The sequence below is a fragment of the Acinetobacter sp. 809848 genome (assembly GCF_000581275.1).
GTDB classification, from domain to species: domain Bacteria; phylum Pseudomonadota; class Gammaproteobacteria; order Pseudomonadales; family Moraxellaceae; genus Acinetobacter; species Acinetobacter pittii.
Genome location: NZ_JEXG01000002.1, coordinates 31,139 through 56,244, shown reverse-complemented (window position 1 = coordinate 56,244; position 25,106 = coordinate 31,139). Strand labels below are relative to the sequence as shown.

General features: G+C 39.8%; 24 protein-coding genes. 17 read left to right on the top strand and 7 right to left on the bottom strand.

What is annotated here, in order from left to right; translation table 11 throughout:
* Window positions 1–106 precede the first annotated feature (106 nt).
* From rsfS to J536_RS06670, 5 genes are all read right to left on the bottom strand, one after another.
* Window positions 107–508, bottom strand: coding sequence for a ribosome silencing factor (rsfS, locus tag J536_RS06690; RefSeq protein WP_001047580.1), 402 nt, complete (start codon window positions 506–508; stop codon window positions 107–109).
* A gap of 81 nt (window positions 509–589) precedes the next feature.
* Window positions 590–1,384, bottom strand: coding sequence for a hydroxypyruvate isomerase family protein (locus J536_RS06685; protein WP_017387608.1), 795 nt, complete (start codon window positions 1,382–1,384; stop codon window positions 590–592).
* A 13-nt stretch (window positions 1,385–1,397) separates the two neighbouring features.
* Complete coding sequence (locus J536_RS06680) at window positions 1,398–2,267, bottom strand: NAD(P)-dependent oxidoreductase (RefSeq protein ID WP_017482395.1); 870 nt, start codon at window positions 2,265–2,267, stop codon at window positions 1,398–1,400.
* A gap of 12 nt (window positions 2,268–2,279) precedes the next feature.
* Entirely contained in the window at window positions 2,280–3,068 is a 789-nt protein-coding gene (locus J536_RS06675; protein WP_017482394.1) for a crotonase/enoyl-CoA hydratase family protein, read from the bottom strand.
* Window positions 3,069–3,162: 94 nt separating this feature from the next.
* Window positions 3,163–5,970, bottom strand: a complete 2,808-nt coding sequence (locus J536_RS06670; protein WP_032062470.1) for an ATP-binding protein — start codon at window positions 5,968–5,970, stop codon at window positions 3,163–3,165.
* A gap of 172 nt (window positions 5,971–6,142) precedes the next feature.
* On the opposite strand from J536_RS06670, the gene cysM reads away from it, so the two are divergent.
* From cysM to J536_RS06650, 4 genes are read left to right on the top strand one after another with little or no spacing between them, the layout of a single operon-like run.
* Window positions 6,143–7,075 carry a cysteine synthase CysM gene (cysM, locus tag J536_RS06665; RefSeq protein WP_017482392.1) on the top strand — a complete coding sequence of 311 codons (933 nt, stop codon included), beginning with the start codon at window positions 6,143–6,145 and terminating at the stop codon, window positions 7,073–7,075.
* A 12-nt stretch (window positions 7,076–7,087) separates the two neighbouring features.
* A complete protein-coding gene (locus J536_RS06660; RefSeq protein WP_017482391.1) occupies window positions 7,088–7,906 on the top strand; it encodes a 3'-5' exonuclease in 819 nt (272 codons plus the stop codon).
* A gap of 9 nt (window positions 7,907–7,915) precedes the next feature.
* The gene (gene rlmD / locus J536_RS06655) at window positions 7,916–9,307 is read left to right on the top strand and encodes a 23S rRNA (uracil(1939)-C(5))-methyltransferase RlmD (RefSeq protein ID WP_017482390.1); all 1,392 of its coding nucleotides are present in this window, start codon (window positions 7,916–7,918) and stop codon (window positions 9,305–9,307) included.
* Between the two features lie 30 nt (window positions 9,308–9,337).
* The gene (locus tag J536_RS06650) at window positions 9,338–11,644 is read left to right on the top strand and encodes a RelA/SpoT family protein (RefSeq protein WP_017482389.1); all 2,307 of its coding nucleotides are present in this window, start codon (window positions 9,338–9,340) and stop codon (window positions 11,642–11,644) included.
* A 46-nt stretch (window positions 11,645–11,690) separates the two neighbouring features.
* Here the strand turns inward: J536_RS06650 and J536_RS06645 are convergent, their stop codons facing one another.
* Window positions 11,691–12,464, bottom strand: a complete 774-nt coding sequence (locus J536_RS06645; protein ID WP_017482388.1) for an SDR family oxidoreductase — start codon at window positions 12,462–12,464, stop codon at window positions 11,691–11,693.
* A 112-nt stretch (window positions 12,465–12,576) separates the two neighbouring features.
* Between J536_RS06645 and mazG the strand changes: the two genes are divergently transcribed.
* The 9 genes from mazG (at window position 12,577) to yjgA (ending at window position 19,211) form a co-directional block, all read left to right on the top strand.
* On the top strand, window positions 12,577–13,383 hold the full coding sequence (gene mazG, locus J536_RS06640; RefSeq protein WP_017482387.1) for a nucleoside triphosphate pyrophosphohydrolase: 807 nt from the start codon (window positions 12,577–12,579) through the stop codon (window positions 13,381–13,383).
* Window positions 13,352–13,756 (top strand): ComEA family DNA-binding protein, encoded by a 405-nt coding sequence (locus J536_RS06635; protein ID WP_017482386.1) that lies wholly within the window; start codon window positions 13,352–13,354, stop codon window positions 13,754–13,756. The genes mazG and J536_RS06635 overlap by 32 nt, the downstream gene beginning before the upstream one ends.
* A gap of 125 nt (window positions 13,757–13,881) precedes the next feature.
* Window positions 13,882–15,345 (top strand): polynucleotide adenylyltransferase PcnB, encoded by a 1,464-nt coding sequence (pcnB, locus tag J536_RS06630; RefSeq protein WP_017482385.1) that lies wholly within the window; start codon window positions 13,882–13,884, stop codon window positions 15,343–15,345.
* Complete coding sequence (folK, locus tag J536_RS06625) at window positions 15,342–15,824, top strand: 2-amino-4-hydroxy-6-hydroxymethyldihydropteridine diphosphokinase (RefSeq protein WP_017482384.1); 483 nt, start codon at window positions 15,342–15,344, stop codon at window positions 15,822–15,824. Before pcnB ends, folK begins: the two co-directional genes overlap by 4 nt.
* Window positions 15,825–15,869: 45 nt before the next feature.
* Window positions 15,870–16,679 carry a 3-methyl-2-oxobutanoate hydroxymethyltransferase gene (panB, locus tag J536_RS06620; protein ID WP_002117298.1) on the top strand — a complete coding sequence of 270 codons (810 nt, stop codon included), beginning with the start codon at window positions 15,870–15,872 and terminating at the stop codon, window positions 16,677–16,679.
* Between the two features lie 3 nt (window positions 16,680–16,682).
* Window positions 16,683–17,531: a pantoate--beta-alanine ligase gene (gene panC, locus J536_RS06615; protein WP_017482383.1), complete on the top strand. Its 849-nt coding sequence runs from the start codon at window positions 16,683–16,685 to the stop codon at window positions 17,529–17,531.
* Between the two features lie 23 nt (window positions 17,532–17,554).
* Window positions 17,555–18,406, top strand: a complete 852-nt coding sequence (rapZ, locus tag J536_RS06610; protein ID WP_005066272.1) for an RNase adapter RapZ — start codon at window positions 17,555–17,557, stop codon at window positions 18,404–18,406.
* Window positions 18,403–18,672 (top strand): HPr family phosphocarrier protein, encoded by a 270-nt coding sequence (locus J536_RS06605; protein WP_000567533.1) that lies wholly within the window; start codon window positions 18,403–18,405, stop codon window positions 18,670–18,672. Before rapZ ends, J536_RS06605 begins: the two co-directional genes overlap by 4 nt.
* A gap of 2 nt (window positions 18,673–18,674) precedes the next feature.
* Window positions 18,675–19,211 carry a ribosome biogenesis factor YjgA gene (yjgA, locus tag J536_RS06600; RefSeq protein WP_014208401.1) on the top strand — a complete coding sequence of 179 codons (537 nt, stop codon included), beginning with the start codon at window positions 18,675–18,677 and terminating at the stop codon, window positions 19,209–19,211.
* Between the two features lie 47 nt (window positions 19,212–19,258).
* Here yjgA and J536_RS06595 read toward each other — a convergent pair whose 3' ends face one another.
* Window positions 19,259–20,896 (bottom strand): acyl-CoA synthetase, encoded by a 1,638-nt coding sequence (locus J536_RS06595; protein WP_017482382.1) that lies wholly within the window; start codon window positions 20,894–20,896, stop codon window positions 19,259–19,261.
* Between the two features lie 393 nt (window positions 20,897–21,289).
* Here J536_RS06595 and thrS point away from each other — a divergent pair, with 393 nt between their 5' ends.
* The 4 genes from thrS (at window position 21,290) to J536_RS06575 (ending at window position 25,101) form a co-directional block, all read left to right on the top strand.
* On the top strand, window positions 21,290–23,212 hold the full coding sequence (gene thrS, locus J536_RS06590) for a threonine--tRNA ligase (RefSeq protein ID WP_002117224.1): 1,923 nt from the start codon (window positions 21,290–21,292) through the stop codon (window positions 23,210–23,212).
* 5 nt (window positions 23,213–23,217) lie between these two features.
* Complete coding sequence (infC, locus tag J536_RS06585; RefSeq protein WP_075383312.1) at window positions 23,218–23,769, top strand: translation initiation factor IF-3; 552 nt, start codon at window positions 23,218–23,220, stop codon at window positions 23,767–23,769.
* A 229-nt stretch (window positions 23,770–23,998) separates the two neighbouring features.
* Window positions 23,999–24,619 carry a glutathione S-transferase N-terminal domain-containing protein gene (locus J536_RS06580; protein ID WP_002117212.1) on the top strand — a complete coding sequence of 207 codons (621 nt, stop codon included), beginning with the start codon at window positions 23,999–24,001 and terminating at the stop codon, window positions 24,617–24,619.
* A 53-nt stretch (window positions 24,620–24,672) separates the two neighbouring features.
* Complete coding sequence (locus J536_RS06575) at window positions 24,673–25,101, top strand: YqaA family protein (RefSeq protein ID WP_032062467.1); 429 nt, start codon at window positions 24,673–24,675, stop codon at window positions 25,099–25,101.
* Window positions 25,102–25,106: the final 5 nt, after the last annotated feature.

The window sequence follows — 25,106 nt, the reverse complement described above, 5'->3', positions numbered from 1 at the left end:
ATGATTGGTGTTTTGGGATAGGGTATGGTATTTGAAAGTGCTTAAAATAGATGTGGATAAATAAAAAAAGCAGCTCAAAAGAGCCGCTTTTTTTAAAAGCAAAATTTTAAGCAACCGACTCTGGAGCCGTACGCCATAAGCTTTCTAAATCATAGAATTTACGAGCTGTTGGTAGCATTACGTGTACTACAACAAAGCCGAGATCAATTAAGATCCATTCTGCATCTCGTTCACCTTCAACGCCAATCGGGCGGAAACCGGCTTTTCGAGCTTCTTCTGCAACATTGTCAGCAAGTGCTTTGACATGGCGAGTAGAAGTACCACTTGCAATTACAATAGCATCAGCGACATTGCTAATTGAGCTAACATCTAACTGGAGAATATCTTTTGCTTTTACATCAACTAAAGCATCGTGGACGACTTTGAGACAAGCTTGTACGTCTTTATTTGAGGTGTTCATTGCGAAATCGTGAGAATTAGACACGCTGGGCGATGGTTCTAAATTCATATAGGGTATATTTTCCTGACAATTACTCACTATCTAATATAGTGGTTTTCGCACTAAATTTCAAACAGAAGTCGTAACAGTTTATATATTTACATCATCAGAAAAGTATTTTTTCTTCCATGTAAACGACTGATTTGAACCATTTTCAGGTTTATATTCCGCTGCAATATAGTTCTGATATGAACTTTGCTTTAACCAAGAAAAAATTTGTTCATAAGGAATTTGAGCTGTATCAGGCTCATGGCGGCCCGGACAGTCTGCAAATTGAATATGTCCAATTAAGTTAATATTCTCTTGCAAACCCTCAAGTACATCTTCCCCCATCATGGCCATGTGATAGCAGTCATATTGCATTTTGAGGGCAGGATGATTGACTGCTTCTAGCATTTCTTGGCCCTGCGCAATGTTCTGCACCAAAAAGCGAGGCATATCCGTGCCATTAATCATTTCAAAAACGGGTTCTATATCATGTTCACTGAGTAAGTTGCAGGCAAGTTTTAAATTGGCTGCTAGTGTTTTTAAACAAGGAAGTAAGTCAGCATCTAGTGGTTGCTTACCCGCCAAAATATTAACACGAGGAACGTTTAAAGCCGTGGCATAGCTAATAGCCAATTCTAATGCCTCATGGAATGCTGTTTCTTGGCCGGGAATGCCTGCTAAACCGTTTCCGCCTTGCATAAGATCACCTGCAGGCACATTAATTAAACAAAGGCTGAGGTTATAGCGTTCGAGTTGAGTTTGAATATCTGCAATAGACAATTCATAAGGGAATTGAATTTCGACATATTCAAAGCCCTGAGCATGGGCCAGAGCAAAGCGTTCAATTAAAGGAACTTCGGTAAAAATCATGGATAAATTGATTGCAAGACGACCCATACTCAAACTCCGTTTATTTTTGCTCTATTAATTGAATCATAGTAGCTAAATCTTTCTCGGCAAAGCCATTTTTTTGGTGAGTTTGTAGCTGTAATAGAGCTTTTTGTGCAACTGGGATATCTAAATTAACATTGTTAGCCAATGTTACTGCGTTGTTAAGATCCTTTGATAATGTTTGAACTTTCCATTGAACAGGTTCAAAGGTATGAGTTGCCATACGTGGGGTGAGAATTTGAAAAGGTTTTGAATCTGCAAATCCACCTGCTAAGGCTGGAGCGAGCAAAGTCGTATCTACACCAGCTCGGTCTGCAAGAGCAACAGCTTCTGCAATAAGAGCACTGTTGGCTGCAACAATGAGTTGATTGCAGATTTTGGTGGCTTGGCCAGTTCCTGTGTCTCCCATTCGTGTTACACGTTGAGATAAGACATTATAAACAGGCGTTAATTCTGTAATGGTTTGAGCATCACCACCTGCAAAAATAACAAGTGTGCCTTGTTCGGCACCAGCTGTTCCACCTGATACGGGTGAATCAATCCATGTAACGTCATGCGCGGAAGCTGCTTGAGCAAGTGTTTTTGTTGCAGCAACAGATAAGCTTGAGAAATCCACAATAACTTGTTTAGCTTTTAAGTTGGGCTGAATTTTTTCAAATACTGCCTCTACGGCTTTGTCGTCTGCTAGACAGATTAAAATAACAGGATATTCGCCAATATTTATAAGATCTAGAGGCTGTGCGCCGATATCAATCAGTTCTTCACATGCAGAAGGGGTTCGATTCCAAACCGCAACTTGAAAGCCAGCTTGAATAAGGCGGGTTGCCATGCGGCTCCCCATAAGCCCTATACCTAAAAAAGCAATAGGGGTGTTGCGATCAAAATTCATAATCTAAGCTCTTTATTTATATTGGCGTGGTAAAAAATTAACTTCCGGATGTTTGTCTTTTTTACGAGCAAGTTTGCTATTTTTACCAAGTAATAATTTAAGTTGCCAGATTTTTTCTAGACGTAATGATTTTTCTGGTTGGTGTTCCATTGCATCAAGTACACGTTTTGCAGCAGTGAGAGCATCGGGTGAGCGTTGTAACATTTCAGTGGCAATTTCATTTGCTTTTTCTAGCGGAGAGTCACTTAAATGAGTTACAAGACCAATTTCTTTTGCATAATTTCCATTGAAAACACGAGCGGTTAAGGTGAGTTCTTTTGCAAGATCAACGCCAATTAGTCCCTTCAATGAACGAGTAAGTCCCATGTCTGGCACTAAGCCCCAACGGCTTTCCATAATCGACATTTTAGTGTCTGGATGAGAAATGCGAATATCAGCTGCTAAGGCAAGTTGCATTCCGGCACCAAAACAATATCCTTCAAGAGCTGCAATCACAGGTACAGGTAAATTTTGCCAAATCAGGAATGCTTTCTGGAATAGGCTTTGTCCGGGTTTCACAAGCTCCCAAATGGCAAAGGCAGAATTTTTCGGATTATTCAGATCAGATAAATCAATTCCAGCACTAAAAACTTGTGCTTCACCTGTCAAAATCACACAGCGGATCTCTCTATCTTTTTTAATGGCTTTTGCTGTTGAAACGAGTTCTTTGAGAAGGGCAAAACTCATGGCGTTACGTTTATCAGGACGGTTTAGATAAACTGTTGCAATGCCATTATTCTTTTCAATACGTAAAAGTGCCATGAAATTCCCGCTTATTTTTTTATCGATAAGCGGAGCATAACATGGCTGTAATTTGGAAACATGACAGCTCAGTCATGCCTATTTAGTCGGTCTGTTAGTCAGGGATTACTAAGATTTGATGAGCAGCACTTTCTACTTCTTTGACAACAAGTCCTAACTCATCAAAGCGTCTCATAACTTCTTCAATAAAGCTTTCATCGGCTATACGGCGTTCTTTGCGTAGTGTTGAAACAAATTGCTCAAAGTCACCGGTCACTTGTTGTAGTTTTGGAGTCCCTACATAGCGTGTAGCGCCATAAAGACGATGTAAAACATGCTCAAGTTGAGGGAAGTCTTCAAGCTCAATAAGCTGCTGCATTTCGTCTAGCTCAGTTGGGAAACTATCAACTAACATTTTAAGTAAATCTTGAGCAAGATCTTCTTTGTTTGCTGCAAGCTGCAAGCTTTGTTGCCAGTTTAGAATTTCTGGGTCTAATGCTTCTGCAACGACATGATGGTCTTTATCTGGAGCTTTTGCTGTAAAGTTGTTTTTAGTCCATTGCGTTAGAATCTGGATAATTTGTTCCATTTGAATTGGCTTGGTGACATAGTCATTCATGCCGACTTTGAGAAGTTTTTGTTTTTCATCGGCAAGGGCATGGGCTGTTAATGCAATAATTGGAAGTTGCATTTCACCATCTAAAGTCGACTCTAATGAACGAATAGCGCGAGTTGTATCAATACCTGACATAACAGGCATTTGAATATCCATAAACACTAAATCAAATGGTTTGAGTTTCTGATCGATTCGCTCTTGAATCAGATTAAGCGCTTCTTGACCACTGATTGCTTTAGTTGTTCTAACGTTAAGTTCACCCAGTAGGGCTTCTAAAACAATTAAGTTAGGTAAATGGTCATCCACTGCCAGAATGTGTAAACCCTGACCATTAAAGTCTTGTTGTTCCTCTTCAAAAATAGGCTGATCATTTAATAATTGAATGAGTCCGCTTCGGCTGAGTGGTTGATAGAGAGGACGAGCACGATATTCAGTGAGCATGTTTGGCTCAAGCGTCATTTGATAGCCATAAACTGCCAAATTACCTTGATAACGACTACGAATTTCTTTTAATAACGCTTCAGTATCACCACTATGGTCAACAATGAGCCATGTATTATCTTTCTGATCAAGATGCTTTAAGCGGCTAAACAAGTCCAGAATCGATTGCGTCTCGATGTGAGGAACATGATAGTTCTCAAGGTAATAACGTAAAACACTTGCTGTAGCGGGGTGGGCAAGATAAGACACCACTTGTAAATGTTCAAAGTGCGGGTGTTCAATCTCGTAATCTTCATCTACTACAAATTGTGCGGTAAACCAGAAGGTTGAACCTTTTTCTGTTGGAGCACGTTCCTGATTGTCCTCAAAGCCAATTTGGCCATGCATGAGATGAACGAGCTGTTTAGAGATCGCAAGACCTAAACCTGTACCGCCAAATTGACGTGTAACGGATGCATCACCTTGCGAGAATGATTCAAATAATTTTTTACGATCTGTACCGCTTAAACCAATACCACTGTCTTGAACACTAAAATGAAGTAGGCATTGTCCGATATCATCATGTTCCATACGAACACGAACAATAATTTCGCCATCTGGAGTGAATTTAATCGCATTCGAAATCAAGTTAGTCAGAATTTGTTTGAAGCGTAAAGCATCACCAATCACTTGTTGTGGAATATTGTCGGCATAGTAAAAAGCCATAGCGATATGCTTTTGGGCAGCCAGTGGAGACAGCATATCCATGACGTCAAAGACGGCTTCTTCTAAATCAAACGGCGCTGTTTCGAGCTCTAATTTACCAGCATCAATTTTTGAGAAATCTAATACATCATTAATTAATGCCAATAAATGGGCTGATGACTTGCGAATAGTTTGCAGGTAAAGATTTTGTTCGTTATTTAGGTTTTGTTGACGAAGTAATAAATGAATAAAGCCATCAATACTGTTTAAAGGCGTTCGAAGCTCATGACTAATATTGGCAAGAAAAACCGATTTGGCTTGGTTTGAAGAAATCGCTTGGTCACGTGCTTGACGATAGGTAATGTTTTGAACTTCTAAGGTATCTAGCGTTCTGCGTAAGTCTTCTTCGGTTTGTTCGGTGTGTTCTTTTAACTCTAAAAAGCTAAAGTGCAATCGTTTAACAACGTTTGCAATATCACGCTGTAATAAGCGCAATTCACCCGTACTGTTAATGACCATATGCTGGTCCAACGTGTCTGCATTTAAACGTTGCAACTGCATGCGAATTTCGTACATCGGTGCAATCCACCGACGCGAATAAAAATTCAAGCAAAGTAAAAGTAACAGTAAGGTCATTAAGCCAGTAATGACGAGGGCAATCAAAATACGGTAACGTGCCAATTCTAGTGGCTGATTATCCATTTCAATCACAAGCCAGACAGGTGCTTTTCCGGGTGTGTCGCTAATCCGCTGTCCATAAATATTGTTGTGGTTATAAGAGATTGGACCAAAAAAATTATTTTTTTCAGTAAAGTTTGGCCAATAACGATTGTCTCGATAACCGATACTTAAATAAGTCTGACCATTGCTATCAATTAACGCAGCACGTTTTAGATTTTTTTCATTAAACATGCTTTGCATGATGTGCTGAGCATGGTCATATTCATCGGGCTGTAGTTCAACTAGGTGGTATAAATCTAGTGCGATTTGATTATAGCGGGCTAAAATTGCTGAGGCATGATGTAGCTGTTGTTGTTTTACTGAATGCGAGGTTTCAGTTAAAACCAGAAAAGCACCAACACACGTTAAAATCATAATGGGCACAAAAATAAGAGCAATCAATTGCCCATATGCGTGATTCAGACGTAAGCGTTTCGATAAGGTTTTATTGAAATTAGACATGGCTACATCAGATTTATCTCTCTGTAGGGCATCTTATCACGCTTTATTTTAAAACAGACGGCATTTTATAAATGACCGAGCTTTAATCGCTTTCATGAAAAAGCATATTGAAATGGGTGCAGTACCGAGCATTTTTTCATACAATAGGCCCACCTCGATATAGGTGTTGATCATGAGTAATACACAACCTGATTTTTTAGCCGACGAATTTTTGTTAGATCACTATGTAGGTAAGACGCCTCTAGTTCGTTTGCAGCGATTAGCTTCTCATACGCAAGCGATAGTTTTAGCAAAATTGGAAGGTAATAATCCGGCAGGTTCTGTAAAAGACCGTCCTGCATATAACATGATTATGCAGGCAGAAAAACGTGGTCAAATTAAACCGGGTGATACATTAATTGAAGCAACCAGCGGTAATACAGGTATTGCTTTGGCTATGGTTGCGGCAATGCGCGGCTATAAAATGAAACTTATTATGCCGAACAATATGAGCCAAGAGCGTAAAGACGCAATGTTGGCTTATGGCGCAGAGCTGATTGAAGTGACACCACAGCAAGGAATGGAAGGTGCACGTGATTTAGCCTTACAAATGGAAAAAGAGGGTAAGGGGCACGTTTTAAATCAGTTTGGTAATCCTGATAATGTTGAAGCTCATTATCTAACGACTGGTCCTGAAATCTGGAAACAAACAGGCGGTAAAATTACCCATTTTGTGAGTTCAATGGGCACAACCGGTACCATTATGGGTGTTTCTAAATATTTAAAAGAACAAAACCCAGATATTCAAATTGTTGGTTTACAGCCTGCAGACGGATCAAGTATTGCCGGTATTCGCCGTTGGCCAAAAGAATATTTGCCTACTATTTTTGATAGTAGCCGTGTTGATCGTATTATCGATATTCCACAAATTGAAGCTGAAAAAACTATGCGTAAATTAGCTCGTATGGAAGGTGTTAGTGCTGGTACATCTTCAGGCGGTGCAGTTTGGGCATCAATCAAAATTGCAGAAGAAAATCCGGGTGCTGTTATTGTTTGCATTATCTGTGACCGTGGCGATCGCTACTTGTCTACAGGTCTGTTTTCAGTACAGGACGATAACTCATAATTGAGAGAAATAATGCGTTTCCCTACCTTAGTTTTTGATATTGAAACTTTAACTGATTTAAAAGCGGGTGCGCATTTATATCATCTTGATTTACCTGAGGCAGATGTAGAGCAAGCATTGACGAAAATCCGTCGCCAAGAATCTGGTATGGACTTTCAGCGTTTGCCTTTACATGAAATTGTTTGTATTTCTGGCTTATGGATCGATGAGTCTGGTTTTCGATTATTTTCTTTTAGTCGAGAACAATATTCTGAAGCAGAAATTTTACAGAAATTTTTATCTATTTTTGATAAGCGCCATCCGACGCTAGTAAGTTGGAATGGTTCGCAATTTGATTTACCAGTTATCCTATTTCGCGCTATGTATCATGGGCTATCTGCCCCTGGTCTGTTTGATCAAGGCGAGATTGATAGCCAGAAGCGTTTTAATAATTACCAAAACCGTTATCACCATCGCCATATAGACTTAATGGACGTTATGGCAATGTTTAATGGCCGTAATTTTCAAAAGCTTGACGATATTGCCTGTATTTTAGGTTTGCCGGGTAAGCGTGGTGAGTCGGGTTATCATGTGCCTGAATATGTTCGTAATCAACAGTGGTTAAAATTAACGAGCTATTGTGAAGGGGATGTGCTCAATACGTGGTTTATTTATTTGCGTTGGTTAGTACTAAAAGGCCAATTAAATGCAGATGAACATAACCATTGGATTAGTTCGAGTATTGAATATTTACAGACCATGCCACAGCAGGCTGATTTTCTTGAAGTATGGAAACGCACTTCAAAACATACTGAATTTACTTCTCACTATTTTAATTCTTCAGATTTTTAGGTTCATTCTTTGAAACAACAAGCCAAATCTCGCAACCTTCAACAACCAGAATATATTTTTCAGGTTGAAACACTTTCTCATGAGGGGCGGGGAATTGCGCATTATGGTTCTCATCCAGATCATCCGGCAGATAAGCATGGCAAAAAAGTTTTTATTCGTTATGCATTGCCAGGAGAAACTGTAAAAGCTCGGATTACCCATCAAGCGAAGCGTCTTGAAGAAGCTGAAATGTTGCAGTTGTTAGGAGAACCTTCATCACATCGTATCGAGGCAATTTGTCCTCATTATGGGATCTGTGGTGGATGTAGCATGCAGCATATTCACCCTGATGAACAAATCCGTTTAAAACAAAGTGTACTTCAGTCACATTTACAGCATTTTGCAGGTATTCAGCCTGAACAGTGGCTACAACCGATTCGATCTTTACAAAGCGATTATCGTCGTCGTGCTCGAATCGGTGTGCGCTATTTACCAAAACCAGATCGCTTAATTATGGGTTTTCGCGAACATCATAGTAATCGTCTAACTTCGATTCATAGCTGTAGTGTTTTGGATAAAAACTTATCAAATAGTCTGCCTGAGTTACGCACTTTACTCCAAAGTCTAAAAGGCAAAGCACATATTGGTCATGTAGAATTAGCAAAAGGTGATCATGAAGTTTCTTTATTGGTTCGTCATGTAGAAAAATTAAACAATTCTGATGTCAACCAATTAAAGCAATTTGCGTTACACAAAGGGTGGCAATTGTATTTGCAACCTAAAGGTCCGGAAAGTATTCATCGTATTGATGATGAACAAGGTGCTTTACGTTTACATTATGCCTTGGAGAGGTTTAATGTAAATTTTGCTTTTTCGCCATTGGATTTTACTCAGGTCAATGCCACAGTAAATGAACAGATGGTTCAATTGGCATGTGAATTGCTTCAGTTGCAACCAGGTGAAAAGGTACTTGATCTATTTTGCGGTTTGGGCAATTTCTCACTCCCGTTAGCACGATGTGTTGGTGAGAGTGGTCAGGTTGTCGGTGTTGAAGGGAGTGAAGAAATGGTGCAGCGAGCAACAGCTAATGCGAAATGCAATAGTTTGGTGCAAGCAACCTTCTTTTCACAAGATTTAACAAAAGATTTTTCGCATCATTCTTGGGCAAATCAAGGATTTGATGCATTATTGATTGATCCTCCTCGTGCTGGTGCATATGAAATTATGCAGTATGTATCAAATTTTGGAGCAAAAAGAATCGTTTATGTATCATGTAATCCAGCTACACTGGCAAGGGATGCGGGTGTTTTGGTCCAATATGGTTACCAGTTAAAAAAAGCAGCAGTGATGGACATGTTTACGCATACCGAACATGTTGAATCCATTGCACTATTTGAAAAAATTCAAGAGATAAACGATTAAAAACATGAGTTACATATTGAGGAGAATGGTATGGTCACAGTACGTGAACAGTTACCTGAACAACTAACCGAGTTGTCAGAGGAAACGACTGTAGAGCATGCCGCCGAAACGCAAATCGGTTTAGCCTCATGGTTGGATCGGGTGCGTGAAATATTAGATGGGGCGGAGCTTGAACAACTTGAAAAAGTCGCTCATTTAACCCTGCAAAAAGAGTTAGATTCAACGGTTAATCATCGTTCCAATACTTTTGCTACAGGCGTTGGAATGGCCGATATTCTGGCACATCTTCACGTAGATGAAGATACTTTATCAGCAGCAATGCTTTATCGTAGTGTGCGTGAAGGCATTACCGATATAGAAGAAGTAAAACAGAAATTCGGAGAGCAAGTTTACAACCTTGTCAAAGGTACTTTGGCAATGGGTAAACTCTCAGAACTTATTGAAAAAAATAAACGGTTAGAAGATCACTTTAATAATAATCAACGAGAACATCTAAGCGGCATTTATAAAATGCTGATTTCGGTGACCGAAGATGTTCGTGTTGTTTTAATTAAACTTGCTGAACGTACTTATTCTTTGCGAGAGCTTGCAAATTCCTCTCGTGAACGCCAAGAACGTGTAGCGCGTGAAATCCTTACTATTTATTCGCCGTTGGCACATCGACTCGGTATTGCTCAGCTTAAATGGGAACTTGAAGATCTAGCGTTTCGCTATTTGGCTCCAGATCGTTATAAAGAGATTGCTTCATTACTCAATGAAAAGCGTTTAGAGCGTGAGCATTATATTCAGTTCGTCATTGACCGTTTGAAAAATGAGTTAGCGTCTTACGGCATTGAAGCTGAAATTACAGGGCGTGCAAAACACATTTATTCGATTTATCGAAAAATGAAGAGCAAAAACCTGAGCTTCGACCAACTTTATGACATTCGTGCCTTACGTGTGTTGGTCAATAGTGTGCCAGAGTGCTACCACTCTTTAGGTATCGTACATCAAATCTGGCGTCATATTCCGCACCAGTTTGATGACTATATTACCAACCCGAAAGCCAATGGTTATCGTTCTTTGCATACGGCTGTAATTGCTGAAAATAAATCTCTTGAAGTGCAAATTCGTACTCATGAGATGCATGATGAAGCAGAGTTAGGCGTATGTTCACACTTTAACTATAAAGAAGGTTCAAAGAATACCGACCATTCTTTTAACCATCGTTTGCATTCGTTACGTGCTGTTTTAGAACACTATCAAGAACGTAATGAAACGACGGTACATCAAAACGAAGATGAAACAGAAGGCTTTGACCAGTTACAAGACTTTGAAGGCTTTGAGAAGATTTATGTTTTCAGTCGTGATGGTGATATTAAAGAGTTGCCGCGTGGTTCCACAGTTTTAGATTTTGCCTATCATGTGCATACAGAAGTAGGGAATAAGTGTTATGCAGCGCGGGTCAACCAGCGTTATGTGCCACTTACCTATACTTTAAAAACGGGTGAACAGGTTGAAATTTTAACTAAAAAAGATCGTGAACCAAACCGTGACTGGTTGGTGAACTCTCTAGGTTATATTAAAACCTCTCGTGCACGTGACAAGTTGCGTCATTGGTTTAGACAGCAAGATCGTAGTAAAAATCTTGAAGTAGGTCGAGAACTTCTTAATAAAGAGTTAGCTCGTCTTGCGATTCATCCAAAAAGTATCGACCTAAACGATTATTCATCACATTTTAATGTGAAGACTGGCGACGACATTTTGGTGAATCTGGTCAGTGGCGATATTAGCTTACATGCCCTGATTAATCAGGTGAACCGCCAAATGCATCTAGATCAGGATGAGCCTGAACTAGTACTTAAACCAACATTAAATCCACGTGCCAGCCATACGCTATCAGCACATGGCATTTTAATTGATGGTTTAGACAATGTAGAGCTCCACATCGCTCAGTGCTGTCAGCCGGTGCATGGTGAATCAATCGCTGGATATATTACTTTGAACCGTGGTGTCAGCATCCATAAAGTCATTTGTTCTGACTATCAGCGTATGATTAAGCAAGAGCCAGAGCGTGCTGTTGAAGCTGATTGGGAAATGCAGCCAACACGTGGTCAAAGCGTTCAGATTGTGGTGGAAGCTTATGATCGTCGTGGTCTGCTTAAAGACTTAACTCAAGTGATTTTCTCTGACCAAATTAATATTCGTCAGGTCAATACAATTTCTGAGGCAGATGGTATTGCTAATATGAAGTTGCTCATTGAGGTTAAAGGTTTAGCGCAGCTTTCTCGTTTATTGGCTCGCCTAGAGCAGCAACCTGGAATCATTAGTGCACGACGCATGATTCAAGGCGTTTAATAAATTAAGTAAAAAGGCTGTCAAATGACAGCCTTTTTATTGCAAATTACTTTCTAGATAAATAAATATTGGTGAGTCGATTTAGAAACTGAGGACTCAACGTTGATAGTTGATAAAGCAGTTTGGTTTTTATACCCACTGGAGTGTGGGTAGGCGTCCAAAAATGAGCCTTTTTCTCTACAAGCGTAAGCACCTGCTGAGCAATATCATTTGGTGTTAAATCTATCCCCATATTTTGAATAGTGCCTGCATCCATATTGTTAACCATTGCAGTTTGTACAAATAGTGGCATCACATCTAAAACGCGAATACCATATTTTTTCCATTCCACATCTAAACCTTCAGTAATCCCGCGAACAGCAAATTTACTGGCTGAATAAGAGATCAAATCAGCTTGACCATAAATTGCAGAAGCTGAAGAGAGGTTGATAATACGTGCAAAAGACGCTTGCTTTAAGTAAGGGAGAGCAGCGTGACAGCCATTGATTACGCCGTTTACATTAATATTTATTGTTCTTTGATGAGCTTTAATATCAGTCGTTTCAAACGCGCCAGAATATAAAACACCTGCATTATTTACCAAAATATTAAGTTCACCAGCCCATTCGGTAAATTCTTTTAATATGTGTTGCCACTGGCTGTAATCACTTACGTCTAGATAGCCGGCACGGGCATTTGAGCCTAAGTCATTTGCTAGTTCCTGAGCAAGCGATTCATTAATATCGTAAATGCCTACTTTATATCCTTGTTTGTAGAATACACGTGCAATTTCAGCCCCAATACCTTGAGCGGCACCACTAATCAGAATACTGTATCTCATCTTTTTTCTCTTTGTCAGTACAATAGTGCGACTGATTTAATCGCTTTGATTTTGATCATAACAAATTAAAATCTTAGATTGACTGACCGACTTTTTAAACTTGAGGGTTACCATGGATAAATTGCTTAAAATCATGCAAGAATTACGTGAAAAATGTCCGTGGGATCAACAACAAACCCCAATCTCACTGACTAAATATGCGATTGAAGAGGCATATGAAGTCGAGGCGGCCATTCGTCAAGGCGATATTAATGAAATTAGAAATGAGCTAGGCGATTTGTTATTACAGGTTGTGTTTCAATCACAAATGTTTAGTGAGCAAGGCGCTTTTAATTTTCAAGATGTTGTTGAGGCAATAAGTGAAAAGTTAATACGCCGTCATCCCCATGTTTTTCAGGCAGATCAATTTAATAATTTAACACCAGAACAAGTAAGTGAGCTTTGGAAACAAATTAAACAACAAGAAAAACAAGGCAAGCCGCAATCAAGATTAGATGAAATAAAGCATGGGCCAGCATTGTTGCAGGCACAAGAAATTCAAACAAATGTAGCTAAGGTTGGGTTTGATTTCGAAACGGTAGAAGATGCGTATGAAAAACTAGAAGAAGAGTTGGATGAGTTTAAGCAGGCCCTAAAAAATCAAAATATTGATGAAATTCAAGACGAATTTGGAGATTGCCTGTTTTCTTTAGTCAATGTTGGACGTAAACTTGCGATTTCAAGTGAAACATCACTTTTATCGACAATACATAAATTTAGAAGCCGTTTTGCTTTTATTGAAGATCAAGCCCAAAAACAGCAAAGAACATTAGAAGACATGACCCTGTCTGAAATGGATGAATTGTGGAATCAGGCAAAGCGGCAGTTAAAGTTAGGGGAAAAAACACATGCAATTCAGCATGAATCTTTGGAAAAATAAGCACAATATTTTCATTATTTTATTTTGGAGCGTGATTTCATCAACTTTTGTTCAGGCTCAATCTTTTGATCAAAATTTTAAGGAGTGGAAGGCTAAACAGCAGATGTATGATCAGAAGTTGAGCATGCAACACGCCTCTCATTCTAATAGTCCAAAAAGCTCAGTTATGACTGATTCATCAGGACAAATTCATTTGAATCAAGCCAATATTGATGAGCTCCAAAAGCTAAAAGGTATTGGTGAGAAAAAGGCTCAGGCAATTGTGGAATACCGTCAAAAGAATGGCGGCTTTAAAAATATTGATGAATTTAAAAACGTAAAGGGTATTGGTCTAGCCATTTTTGAAAAGAATAAAACGCGTTTGACTTTATAAATCATCTGTCTGTCAATTATCATTTCATGCGCAAACTACAGAGAATCAAATTGCCCTTTGTGTGCGTTAGAGCTATGATTAGCGACAACTTGTTATTTACGTCCTGACGTAGGAGACAGCGTCTTTTGCAAACCTTGCGAGCGTCAAAATGTGGTTTGTCCACAGCCCAACTTCCTTCTTCGATTTTAGATGTGATCGATAGCCTGACTAAAGCTGGCTATGAAGCTTATATTGTTGGGGGTGGTGTCCGTGATTTAATGCTAGGGCTTAATCCTAAAGATTTCGATGCAGTCACTAATGCAACACCTTCCCAGATTAAAGAAGTTTTTGGTCGACGTTGTCGAATCATTGGCCGTCGATTTGAATTAGCACATGTCTATTCAGGGCGTGAGCTTATTGAAGTTGCAACCTTCCGTGCTCCTCCAAAAAAAGCAGTCACCAGTGCTTCAGGCATGATTTTACGTGACAATAACTGGGGAACCATCGAACAAGACTTTGCTCGCCGTGACTTTTCAATCAATACGCTATATTACCAACCGCGTAAGAGTATTGTGCTTGATTTCTGCAAAGCAATTGACGATGTAAAAAATAAAACTCTACGTTTATTGGGCGATCCTGCACAGCGCTTCGAAGAAGACCCTGTGCGTATGCTGCGAACTTTACGTTTTGCAGCCAAGTTAAATTTCAAAATTGATTCAGATATTCTCGATATATTTGATGCAGAGATGACGCAACTATTGCGTGATGTTTCTCCGCATCGTTTATATGATGAATCTCAGAAGCTCTTTACAATGGGACATTTGGCGCGTGTTTTGCCAATGTTGATTGAGTTTGGTGTTTGGAAACAACTCTTTGCCGATATTCAGCCTAACCTCACTCCATTTATTTTAAGAGCAGCAAAGAATACAGATCAGCGTATTCAAGTGGGTAAAACAATCAACCCTGCATTTTTCTATGCAGTCTTATTGTGGCAACCATTTTTAGAGCGTTGTGAATTTTATTTATCTAAAGGTGTGGTACCAGCTGAAGCGCGTGCACAAGCTGGTTTAGATGTCTTAAAACGTCAGGCAACACGCACTGTGATTCCTCGTTTTGCAGAAACTTTTATTCGTGAAGTTTGGGAAATGCAGACCCGTTTGCTTAATCCGAAACCACAGCAAATTGAAGCATTGGCTGGACATGCGCGTTTCCGTGCTGGTTTTGACTTCTTGTTACTTCGTGAAAAGTCAGGTGATGACACGACACAGGGAATGGGAAGCTGGTGGGAAGCCTACCAAGAAATGTCGAATGACGAAAAAGAAGCTGCAATTAGCCAGTACAATCGTCAGAAAGCTAGAAACCGTCGTAAAACCGTTGCCGAACCTGTTGAAAACAATAAAGTTGAGACGGAAATCGAACCTTTGGTTGATATTCCTGAACCACGCAGCCGTCGTGGGAAAAAAGAACGTGCTCGACAAGAACAATCGATGGGTCGTTTCGTTGAAAAAGCCTCTGCTTCAGAAGCTGGGGTGATGAGCGACCATCCGATTTTGAAGCGTAAGCGAGTACAACGCGATTTAAGCCAAGTTATTTTTGGGCCAACGCAATGACAACGAAGACCTATATTGGTTTAGGAAGTAATTTGGGTGATTCGCGCCAAATCTTATCTGAAGCCATTGCTAAGCTTAAAACTTTAGGTGCAGTGAAAGTTTCTAAACTTTATCAAAGTCCACCTATGGGGCCTCAAGATCAACCAAATTATTTAAATGCAGTTGCAGAGCTAAATACCGATCTCACGCCTTTAGATTTGTTAGACCAGTTACAGCGATTTGAGCAAGAAGCTGGTCGTGTACGCCTTCGTCGTTGGGGAGAGCGTACCTTAGATCTGGATTTGCTTATATATGGTGATGAAAAAATTCAAAATGAGCGCTTAACTGTGCCACACATCGGAATTCTAGAGCGAGATTTCGTTGTAATTCCTTTATTAGATTTAGACGCTGATTTACATATTAACGATCAGCCACTTAAAAATTTAGAACTCATACAGCAGCCTACGCTGACTGTACTTGCTGATGAGTCTTGGGCTTAAAGCCTGACTTATTACGTTCTGCAAACTCCTGTAGAGGATACCATCATGATTAGTCTAAGTGACTTAAGAAAATTTAAAGCCGAAGGACGTAAGTTCTCTTGTCTAACTTGTTACGATGCGAGTATGGCAAAAGCAATGGAACTTGCTGAAATTGATACAATCTTAATTGGTGATTCTCTTGGAATGGCAATTCAAGGTCGTGACTCAACTCTACCTGTAACTGTTGAGGACATGGCTTATCATACGGCGGCGGTGCGTCGTGGTAACCAGCATGCTTTGATTATGACTGACTTACCATTTATGAGTTATGCCACCTTAAATGATGCTTTGCAAAACGCAAGAACAGTTATGCAAGCTGGTGCTCAGATGATCAAAATCGAAGGCGGCGCTTGGCTAAGTGAAACTGTACAAGTGTTAACTCGTAATGGTGTACCTGTGTGCGTACATTTAGGTTTAACTCCTCAATCTGTACACGTATTTGGCGGTTACAAATTACAAGCTAAAACACGTGAAGCAGCTGATCAACTTATTGCTGACTGTACGGCAGTGGTTGAAGCAGGTGCGGCAGTTCTATTGCTTGAATGTGTTCCTGCTCAGTTGGGACAAGAAATTGCTGAACTATTTCCAAATACACCTGTGATTGGTATTGGTGCGGGTAATGCGACTGATGGTCAGGTACTTGTAGTACAGGATATGTTGGGTTTAACTTTTGGTCGAGTTGCGCGTTTTGTCCGTAACTTTATGAAAGAACAATCTGGCGAAACAGCAATCCTAGACGCTTTTAAAGCTTTTCATGCTGCTGTGCAGGACCAGTCATTTCCAGCCAAAGAACATACTTTCCACGTTGAGCTGTAATTCATGAAAACAGAAACCACCATACAAGGTCTTGCAGCTTCTTTAAATCCTGCTAGAGCTGCGCGTAAAATTATTGGTTTTGTCCCAACAATGGGAAATCTACATGAAGGACATCTCACACTTGTTCGTGAAGCGAAAAAGTTATGTGATGTTGTAGTTGTTAGCATCTTCGTAAATCCAACTCAATTTGGACCAGGTGAAGATTTTGATAACTATCCTCGTACTTTAGAGCAAGATAGCCGTCTATTGGCCGATGTCGGCTGTGACATTATTTTTGCACCATCAGTTGAGCAAATGTACGGTACTCAGCCACGTTTAACCAATATAAGTGTTAGCCAAATTACTGATGCTTTATGTGGTAGTTCACGTCCTGGGCATTTTGATGGCGTAGCTTTGGTGGTCACCAAACTCTTTAATATTGTGCAACCTAACTATGCTTTCTTTGGTCAAAAAGATTACCAACAGTTAGCAGTGATTCGCCAGTTTGTACAAGATTTAAATATCCCGCTAGAAGTAATTGGTGTGCCAATTGTTCGTGCAGCAGATGGCTTGGCTCTTAGTTCAAGAAATGGTTATTTAAGTCCTGAGCAACGTCAGGCCGCTCCGGTTATTTATCAGAGTTTAAAGCAAGCTGAGCAACAATTACATCAAGGCAAAGATCTACAACAAGTTTTAGAAGATATCAAAACTCAGTTGACAGATAATGGGTTTGTTGTGGATTATGTCGAAGCTCGTCAGTCAAATCTGTTACCTGCTACTCAGTTTGATCGTGATATTGTGTTATTTGTCGCGGCAAAATTGGGTGCAACACGTTTGATTGATAATTTAGAAGTTGCCTTTACACCCCAATAAACAGATCAAAGGACAGCCATGCCATGAAGCGTATACTTATCGTGACAGGACAGTCTGGTTCAGGAAAATCTTCAGCTCTCCAAGTGTTAGAAGATTTGGGCTATTACTGTATTGATAATTTGCCTTTGGCATTGCTGCCCGAAATTGTGGCAAAGCTAGATCATGAAAATAATCTAGAACAGTTGGCATTAGGTGTGGATGTTCGAAGCACTCGTGCAGATATGCAAGAGTTCGATCATGTTTTTGAGCAACTACAAAAACATGGCACAGTTGATGTGATTTATCTGACTACGCAAGATCAGGATTTGATCGCACGTTTTAGTGCATCACGTCGTCCGCATCCATTAGCCAATCGTTTTAAAAGTCTGTTGCAATGTATTCATGAAGAAAAGCAGTTACTGCTCCCAATTCAGTTCCGCGCTACGGTTCATATTGATACAACAGATAAAAGTGTTCATGATCTAAAGCATATTTTACTGTCTAAATTGGGGCAGTCAGATAAGCTCATTGTGATATTGCAGTCATTTGGATATAAACATGGCATTCCTCTAGATGCTGATTATGTTTTTGATGTACGGCATTTACCAAATCCGCATTGGGATTTAGAATTGAGACGTTTTTCTGGTTTGGATGAGCCAGTAAGACAATTTTTAGAAGCAAGTCCGCAAGCAAACGAAATGTTTGATGATATTCTTCACTTCTTGAAAAAATGGCTTCCAGCATTTGCTGAAGGACATCGTCACTATATGACGATTTCTATTGGTTGTACTGGCGGTCAACATCGTTCCGTTTATATCGTAGATAGACTAAAACAAGCACTTGAGGCAGAATGGTCTGTTCAGGTCTTACACAGAGAAATGAAGCACTGGTCATGATAGACACAACTGTTGATGTAATTAATAAACTCGGTTTACATGCTCGTGCATCAGGAAAACTGATAGAGGTCACTACAAAATTTCGTTCGTCGATCCAAATTGGAAAAGGCGATCATTTAGTAGATGCAAAAAATATTATGTCTTTGCTGATGTTAGGTGCAGGTAAAGGGACCACTTTGCGATTGGTCATTGATGGTACCGACGAAGAGCAGGCATTAAATGAAGTACAGGCGTTATTCGCCGCAAAATTTTATGAGGCAGATTAATCGTGGCACGTCGTCCCCAACGTTATACTGAAGAAGATTTTGGCTCTTTAGAAGGACGTGCAAGTAAGACAGAGCAGAAAAAAGCAGTTCAACGTATGGCTGCTTTAGGTGAGCAATTAGCACAACTTTCTGTTAAACAGATTCAAAAACTTCCAGTTGATGAACGTTTAATTGATGCGTTAATGGAAGTACAGAACATTAGTTCTTTTGAAGCTCGTCGTCGTCAGTTTCAACGTATTGGTAAATTATTGCGCAATGAAGATGAGACCGTTATTTTGTCTTATCTAACTCCGCAGCAAGGCGCAAAAAAGCAGGCTCAATTGATGCGTTGGGTTGATCGTATGATCGAACAAGGTGACCCTGCAATTAATGAATTTAGTAAAATTTATAATGCTTCGGAACGTCACACCTTGCGTCAGCATGTGTTGAGAATCAAGCGTGATAAGACTCAAGAAGTGAGTGAAGCAGAGCTTGAGGCATCAAAAGGTAAATTTGTTAACTATGTGCAGCAAATTGCCTTATTGTCTGATCAAGGCTAATTGCTCTTCAATAGTAAAAAGCGACGCTCAAGGCGTCGCTTTTTTATTTATAAATTTTCAGCCCGTTCTTTTGCCCATTCACGCAAGATAAATTTCTGTAATTTACCTGTAGATGTTTTTGGAATTTCTGTAATAACCACATCTTTAGGCACTTTAAAGCGCGCTAATTCTTTTTGGCAGTGTGCAATAATTTCTTCAGGCGTTGCTGTAGTCCCCATCTTTAATTCAATAAACGCGCATGGTACTTCCTGCCAGCGCGCATCGGGTTTGGCGACTACCGCAGCGGTTAATACAGCAGGGTGTTTATACAACACATCTTCTACTTCTAAAGATGAAATGTTTTCTCCACCTGAAATAATGATGTCTTTTGAACGATCAGTAATTTTTGCATAACCATCTGGGTGACAAACAGCTAGGTCGCCCGTGTGAAACCATCCTCCAGCAAAGGCTTCTTGAGTCGCTTTAGGGTTCTTTAAATAGCCTTTCATGACAATATTGCCACGGAACATGATTTCTCCCATGGTTTGACCATCATTAGGCACAGGTTCCATAGTCTCGGGATCTAATACACGCATGCTGTCTTGTAATGGGTAGGGTACGCCTTGACGGGAATGAAGTTGGGCTTGTTCAGCAATTGATAGCTCATTCCATCCAGATTGAGAAGCACATAGGGCAGAAGGCCCATAAGTTTCTGTTAAGCCATATACATGGTTTACGTTAATCCCCATGTTTCGCATCCCTTCAATAATGGCAACAGGTGGAGCTGCCCCAGCAACCATGACTTCAACATGGTGATCAAAGTTCGTTTGTTTTTCTTTAGGTAAGTTAAGAATCATTGAAAGAACAATAGGCGCACCACAGAAATAATCAACTTTATGGGCTGCAATCAATTGCATGACTAATTCGGGATCGACTTTGCGTAAACAGATATTGGTTCCACCACTTGCTGCTATGCTCCATGCAAAACACCAGCCATTACAATGAAAGAGGGGGAGTGTCCATAAATACACAGCACGCGGTTTCATTCCACAAGCCAAGATATTGCTTGCAGCATTAAGATAAGCCCCGCGATGATGATAGACCACACCTTTAGGATTACCTGTAGTTCCAGATGTGTAATTTAAGCTAATCGCATCCCATTCATCTTCTGGTAAATGCCAAGAGAAGTTAATGTCGCCTTGAGCGATCCATTCTTCATATTCAAAGGAACCCAAAAACTGATTTTCACCTTCGTATTCCGTATCAGCTACATCAATCACAACAATGTGCTGATTCGGAATAAGTGAGAGGGCTTCTCTTGCCAAATTCACAAATTCAGGATCAACCAACAGCACTTTACTTTCAGCATGTTCCAACATGAAAGCGATTGTTTTTGCATCTAAACGTGTATTGAGGGTATTGAGTACCGCACCCGCCATAGGAACTGCAAAATGTGCTTCAATCATGGCTGGAATATTTGGCAATAAGACAGATACCGTATCATTTTTCTCAATTCCCAGTTGCTTGAGCTGAGATGCAAATTGGCAACAACGTTGGTAAGTTTCTTTCCATGAAATTTGGCGCTTACCATGAATAATTGAAGCTTGATCTGGGTAAATATAAGCCGCACGCTCTAGGTAGCGTAGAGGTGATAACGCAACAAAGTTTGCGGGTGTGCGTGGTAACTCATCATAAGCACTAACCATGTGAAACAACTCCGTGTTCTATTTTTAATTCATTCTTTGAACATATGATTTAATATTAATCAAAGCATCTATGCTTTAGTCTTAAAGAGCGATACCCTCCAGTCAAAAAATGAGCAGAAATGCTATTTTCTTCATCTTAAACCACTTGTGTTAAACATGTTTAAAAATCATCTCAATATATTTTTTAAGTCATTTATTGCTGTTTACGCGATAAGCAAAATGTATTTATGATTTTATGGACTCAAAGGTTTTCACATTGCTTGAACAAGTGTAAAATCTTTCAGGTTTTTTAACTTTGATTTACACCGTTTTTATATTTTGAGGTTCGCCTCGATCATAATCTCGCGGTGAAATGCTCCTTCGTATAGGGCATCACTCCTTAAGGATTTTTTTATGCCAATTATCACATTGCCAAATGGCGATCAAAAGAGTTTTGATCACGCTGTATCTGTTATGGAAGTTGCCCAAAGTATTGGGCCTGGTCTAGCAAAAAATACTGTTGCTGGCCGTGTAAATGATCGCTTAGTTGATGCATGTGACTTAATTACCGAAGATTCGACCTTACAAATTATCACTCCAAAAGATGAGGAAGGTCTTGAAATTATTCGCCACTCTTGTGCACACCTTGTAGGGCATGCTGTTAAACAGCTTTTCCCGGAAGCCAAGATGGTGATTGGTCCAGTCATTGAAGAAGGTTTTTACTACGACATCTGGATGCCACGTCCTTTTACTTTGGATGATATGGCAGCTATCGAAGAGCGCATGAAAAAGCTCATCGATCAAGATTATGATGTCGTTAAAAAAATGACACCACGTGATGAAGTTATTGCTGAATTTACTGCGCGTGGCGAAGAATATAAATTACGCTTGATTGCAGACATGCCTGAAGAAACACAAATGGGCTTGTACTACCATCAAGATTATTTGGATATGTGCCGTGGTCCACACGTACCGAATACCAAATTCTTAAAATCGTTCAAGCTCACTAAAATCTCTGGTGCATACTGGCGTGGTGATGCGAAGAACGAACAGCTTCAACGTATTTATGGTACAGCTTGGGCAGACAAAAAACAGCTCGCTGCATATATCAAGCGTATCGAAGAAGCTGAAAAGCGTGACCATCGTAAAATTGGTAAAGCTTTAGACTTGTTCCATATGCAAGAAGAAGCACCGGGTATGGTGTTCTGGCATCCAAATGGCTGGACTATTTATCAAGTACTTGAACAATACATGCGTAAAGTTCAGCAAGACAATGGTTACCTTGAGATTAAAACACCACAAATTGTAGACTTTACATTGTGGGAAAAATCAGGACATGCGGCCAACTACGCAGACAACATGTTTACGACTCATTCTGAAAATCGTAACTATGCGGTTAAGCCAATGAACTGCCCATGTCATGTGCAAGTGTTCAACCAAGGTTTGAAGTCTTACCGTGATCTACCGATTCGTTTAGCAGAGTTTGGTTCTTGTCATCGTAACGAACCATCAGGTTCTTTACACGGCATTATGCGTGTACGTGGCTTTACACAAGATGACGCACATATTTTCTGTACTAAAGAGCAGATCGGTCAAGAAGTTGCTGACTTTATTAAGCTGACTTTAGAAGTTTATAAAGATTTTGGCTTTGAAGAAGTGCAAATGAAACTTTCTACACGTCCAGAAAAACGTGTGGGTGATGATGCACTTTGGGATATGGCTGAAAAATCTTTAGCAGATGCTTTAGATGCAGCGGGTCTCGAATGGGAATTACAACCTGGTGAAGGCGCGTTCTACGGTCCGAAAATTGAATTCTCATTGAAAGACTGTCTCGGACGTGTATGGCAGTGTGGTACTATTCAGTGTGACTTCAACTTACCAGAACGTTTAGATGCGTCTTATGTGACTGAAGACAATGATCGTGATCAGCCTGTAATGTTGCATCGTGCAATTCTTGGCAGTTTTGAGCGTTTTATTGGTATACTAATTGAACACTACGCTGGTTTCATGCCACCTTGGTTGTCGCCGTTACAAGCATGTGTCATGAATATTACCGACTCTCAAGCTGAAGCTTGTGAGAAAGTCGTAGCAAAACTCAAAGAAAATGGCCTTCGTGCTATTTCTGACTTGAGAAATGAAAAAATCGGATTTAAGATTCGTGAGCGTACTCTAGAGCGTATTCCTTACCTATTAGTTCTTGGTGATCGAGAAGTTGAAGAAGGTACAGTGAATGTGCGTACCCGCTCAGGAAAAAATTTAGGTACTATGTCAGTAGATGCATTCATTGACTTAGTGAAGTCTGCCGTCGCCGAACGTGGCCGGTATATTGTGGAGTAAGAAAGATTAAACAGCCTGACCGTAACCAACAACAAGGTGCAAAAAGCAACCGTCCAGCAATTAACGACGAGATCCGTGCAAAAGAAGTACGCCTCGTTGGTGCTGACGGTGAGCAAAAAGGAATTGTTTCATTAAATGAAGCACTGCGCGCTGCTGAAGAGGCAGATCTTGACCTAGTTGAGATCGTTGCAAACGCCGAGCCGCCTGTTTGTAAAATTATGGATTACAACAAGCACTTGTTTGACCTTAAGCAGAAGCAAAAAGATGCGAAGAAAAAACAGCATCAAGTGCAAGTGAAGGAAATCAAACTGCGCCCTGCAACTGATGTTGGTGATTATCAAGTTAAGCTTCGTGCTATTTTGAAATTCCTTGAAGAAGGAAACAAAGTGAAAATCACTTTACGTTTCCGTGGTCGTGAAATGGCTCACCAACAACTTGGCTTAGCTCAATTACAAAAAATTGAAGCGGATGTCGCTGAGTTTGGGGTTGTGGAACAAGCACCTAAAATGGAAGGCCGTCAAATGGGTATGTTACTTGGACCGAAAAAGAAAAAGTAATACTCAAAAAAAGCACTGCAAAAGCAGTGCTTTTTTATATCCTTATCATAATAAAAAAAGATGATTTAATTTTCTCTGTTCAGTTTTATTTAAGACAATTGCTATATCTTTTAAAAGAAATTCAATTCTTGAATTTTATGTATTTTTTAGTGTTGGAAATCTCATCGTCCCTCTTAAAACATGCTATAACGCAAGACGCAGTCATGATAACGATGAATAGGAAAATAGAATGATTGATCTATATTATTGGGGAACTCCCAATGGACATAAAATCACAATTGCCTTAGAAGAAATGGGACTAGACTACACTCTTTACCCAATCAATATTTTAGAAAATGATCAATTTCAACCAGACTTTCTGAGAATTTCTCCAAATAATAAAATTCCGGCGATTGTTGACCAAGATGGACCTCGTGGTGAGCCAATTTCAATATTTGAATCAGGTGCGATCCTGCAATATCTAGGTCGAAAAACTGGATTATTTTATCCAACTGATGAGCAAGAGCGAGTTGAAGTTGAACAATGGCTCATGTGGCAAATGGGTGGGCTAGGGCCTATGCTAGGGCAGAATCATCATTTTAACCGCTTTGCACCAGAAAAAATTCCATACGCTATAGACCGCTATGTAAATGAGACTAAGCGCTTATATGGTGTGCTGAATAAGCAGCTCATTGGCCAGAAGTTTGTTGCGGGTGAATACTCGATTGCTGATATGGCAATTTTACCTTGGATCTTGCGCTATGAATGGCAAGGTATTCAGCTAGAGGATTATCCTTATGTGCAAGAATATATTGTTCGCTTGACGGCACGTCCTGCGGTACAAAAAGCACTATCAATTAAAGTTATTTAACTTTTATTGGTAGCGTAATGAATAAAGTGAAAGGTGATTTGGTCTAATTTAATATGCTAAGTTACTTTTTACTTTTTTTGAGTGCGTTTGGGGCGGCTACATTATTACCGTTACAATCAGAAGCTGTGCTCGCCACCTTATTATTAAAAAAAGAATATTCTGCTTTTCTTCTCATTTCTATTGCCACCTTCGGAAATGTACTGGGCTCGTGTGTGAACTGGTGGCTTGGTTTAAAAATAGAGCAGTTTAAACACAAAAAGTGGTTCCCAGTTTCTGAAAAACGTTTAGAACAAGCTCAGCGTTTTTATCATAAGTATGGGTTTTATTCGCTGCTTCTAAGTTGGACACCTGTGATTGGTGACCCAATTACTTTAGTTGCGGGCTTATTCAAAGAAAATTTTTGGCGCTTTTTAATTATAGTTTTGATTGCTAAAGCAGGACGCTATATTTTTATTTATTGGATGATTACAGATTTTATTTAAGATAA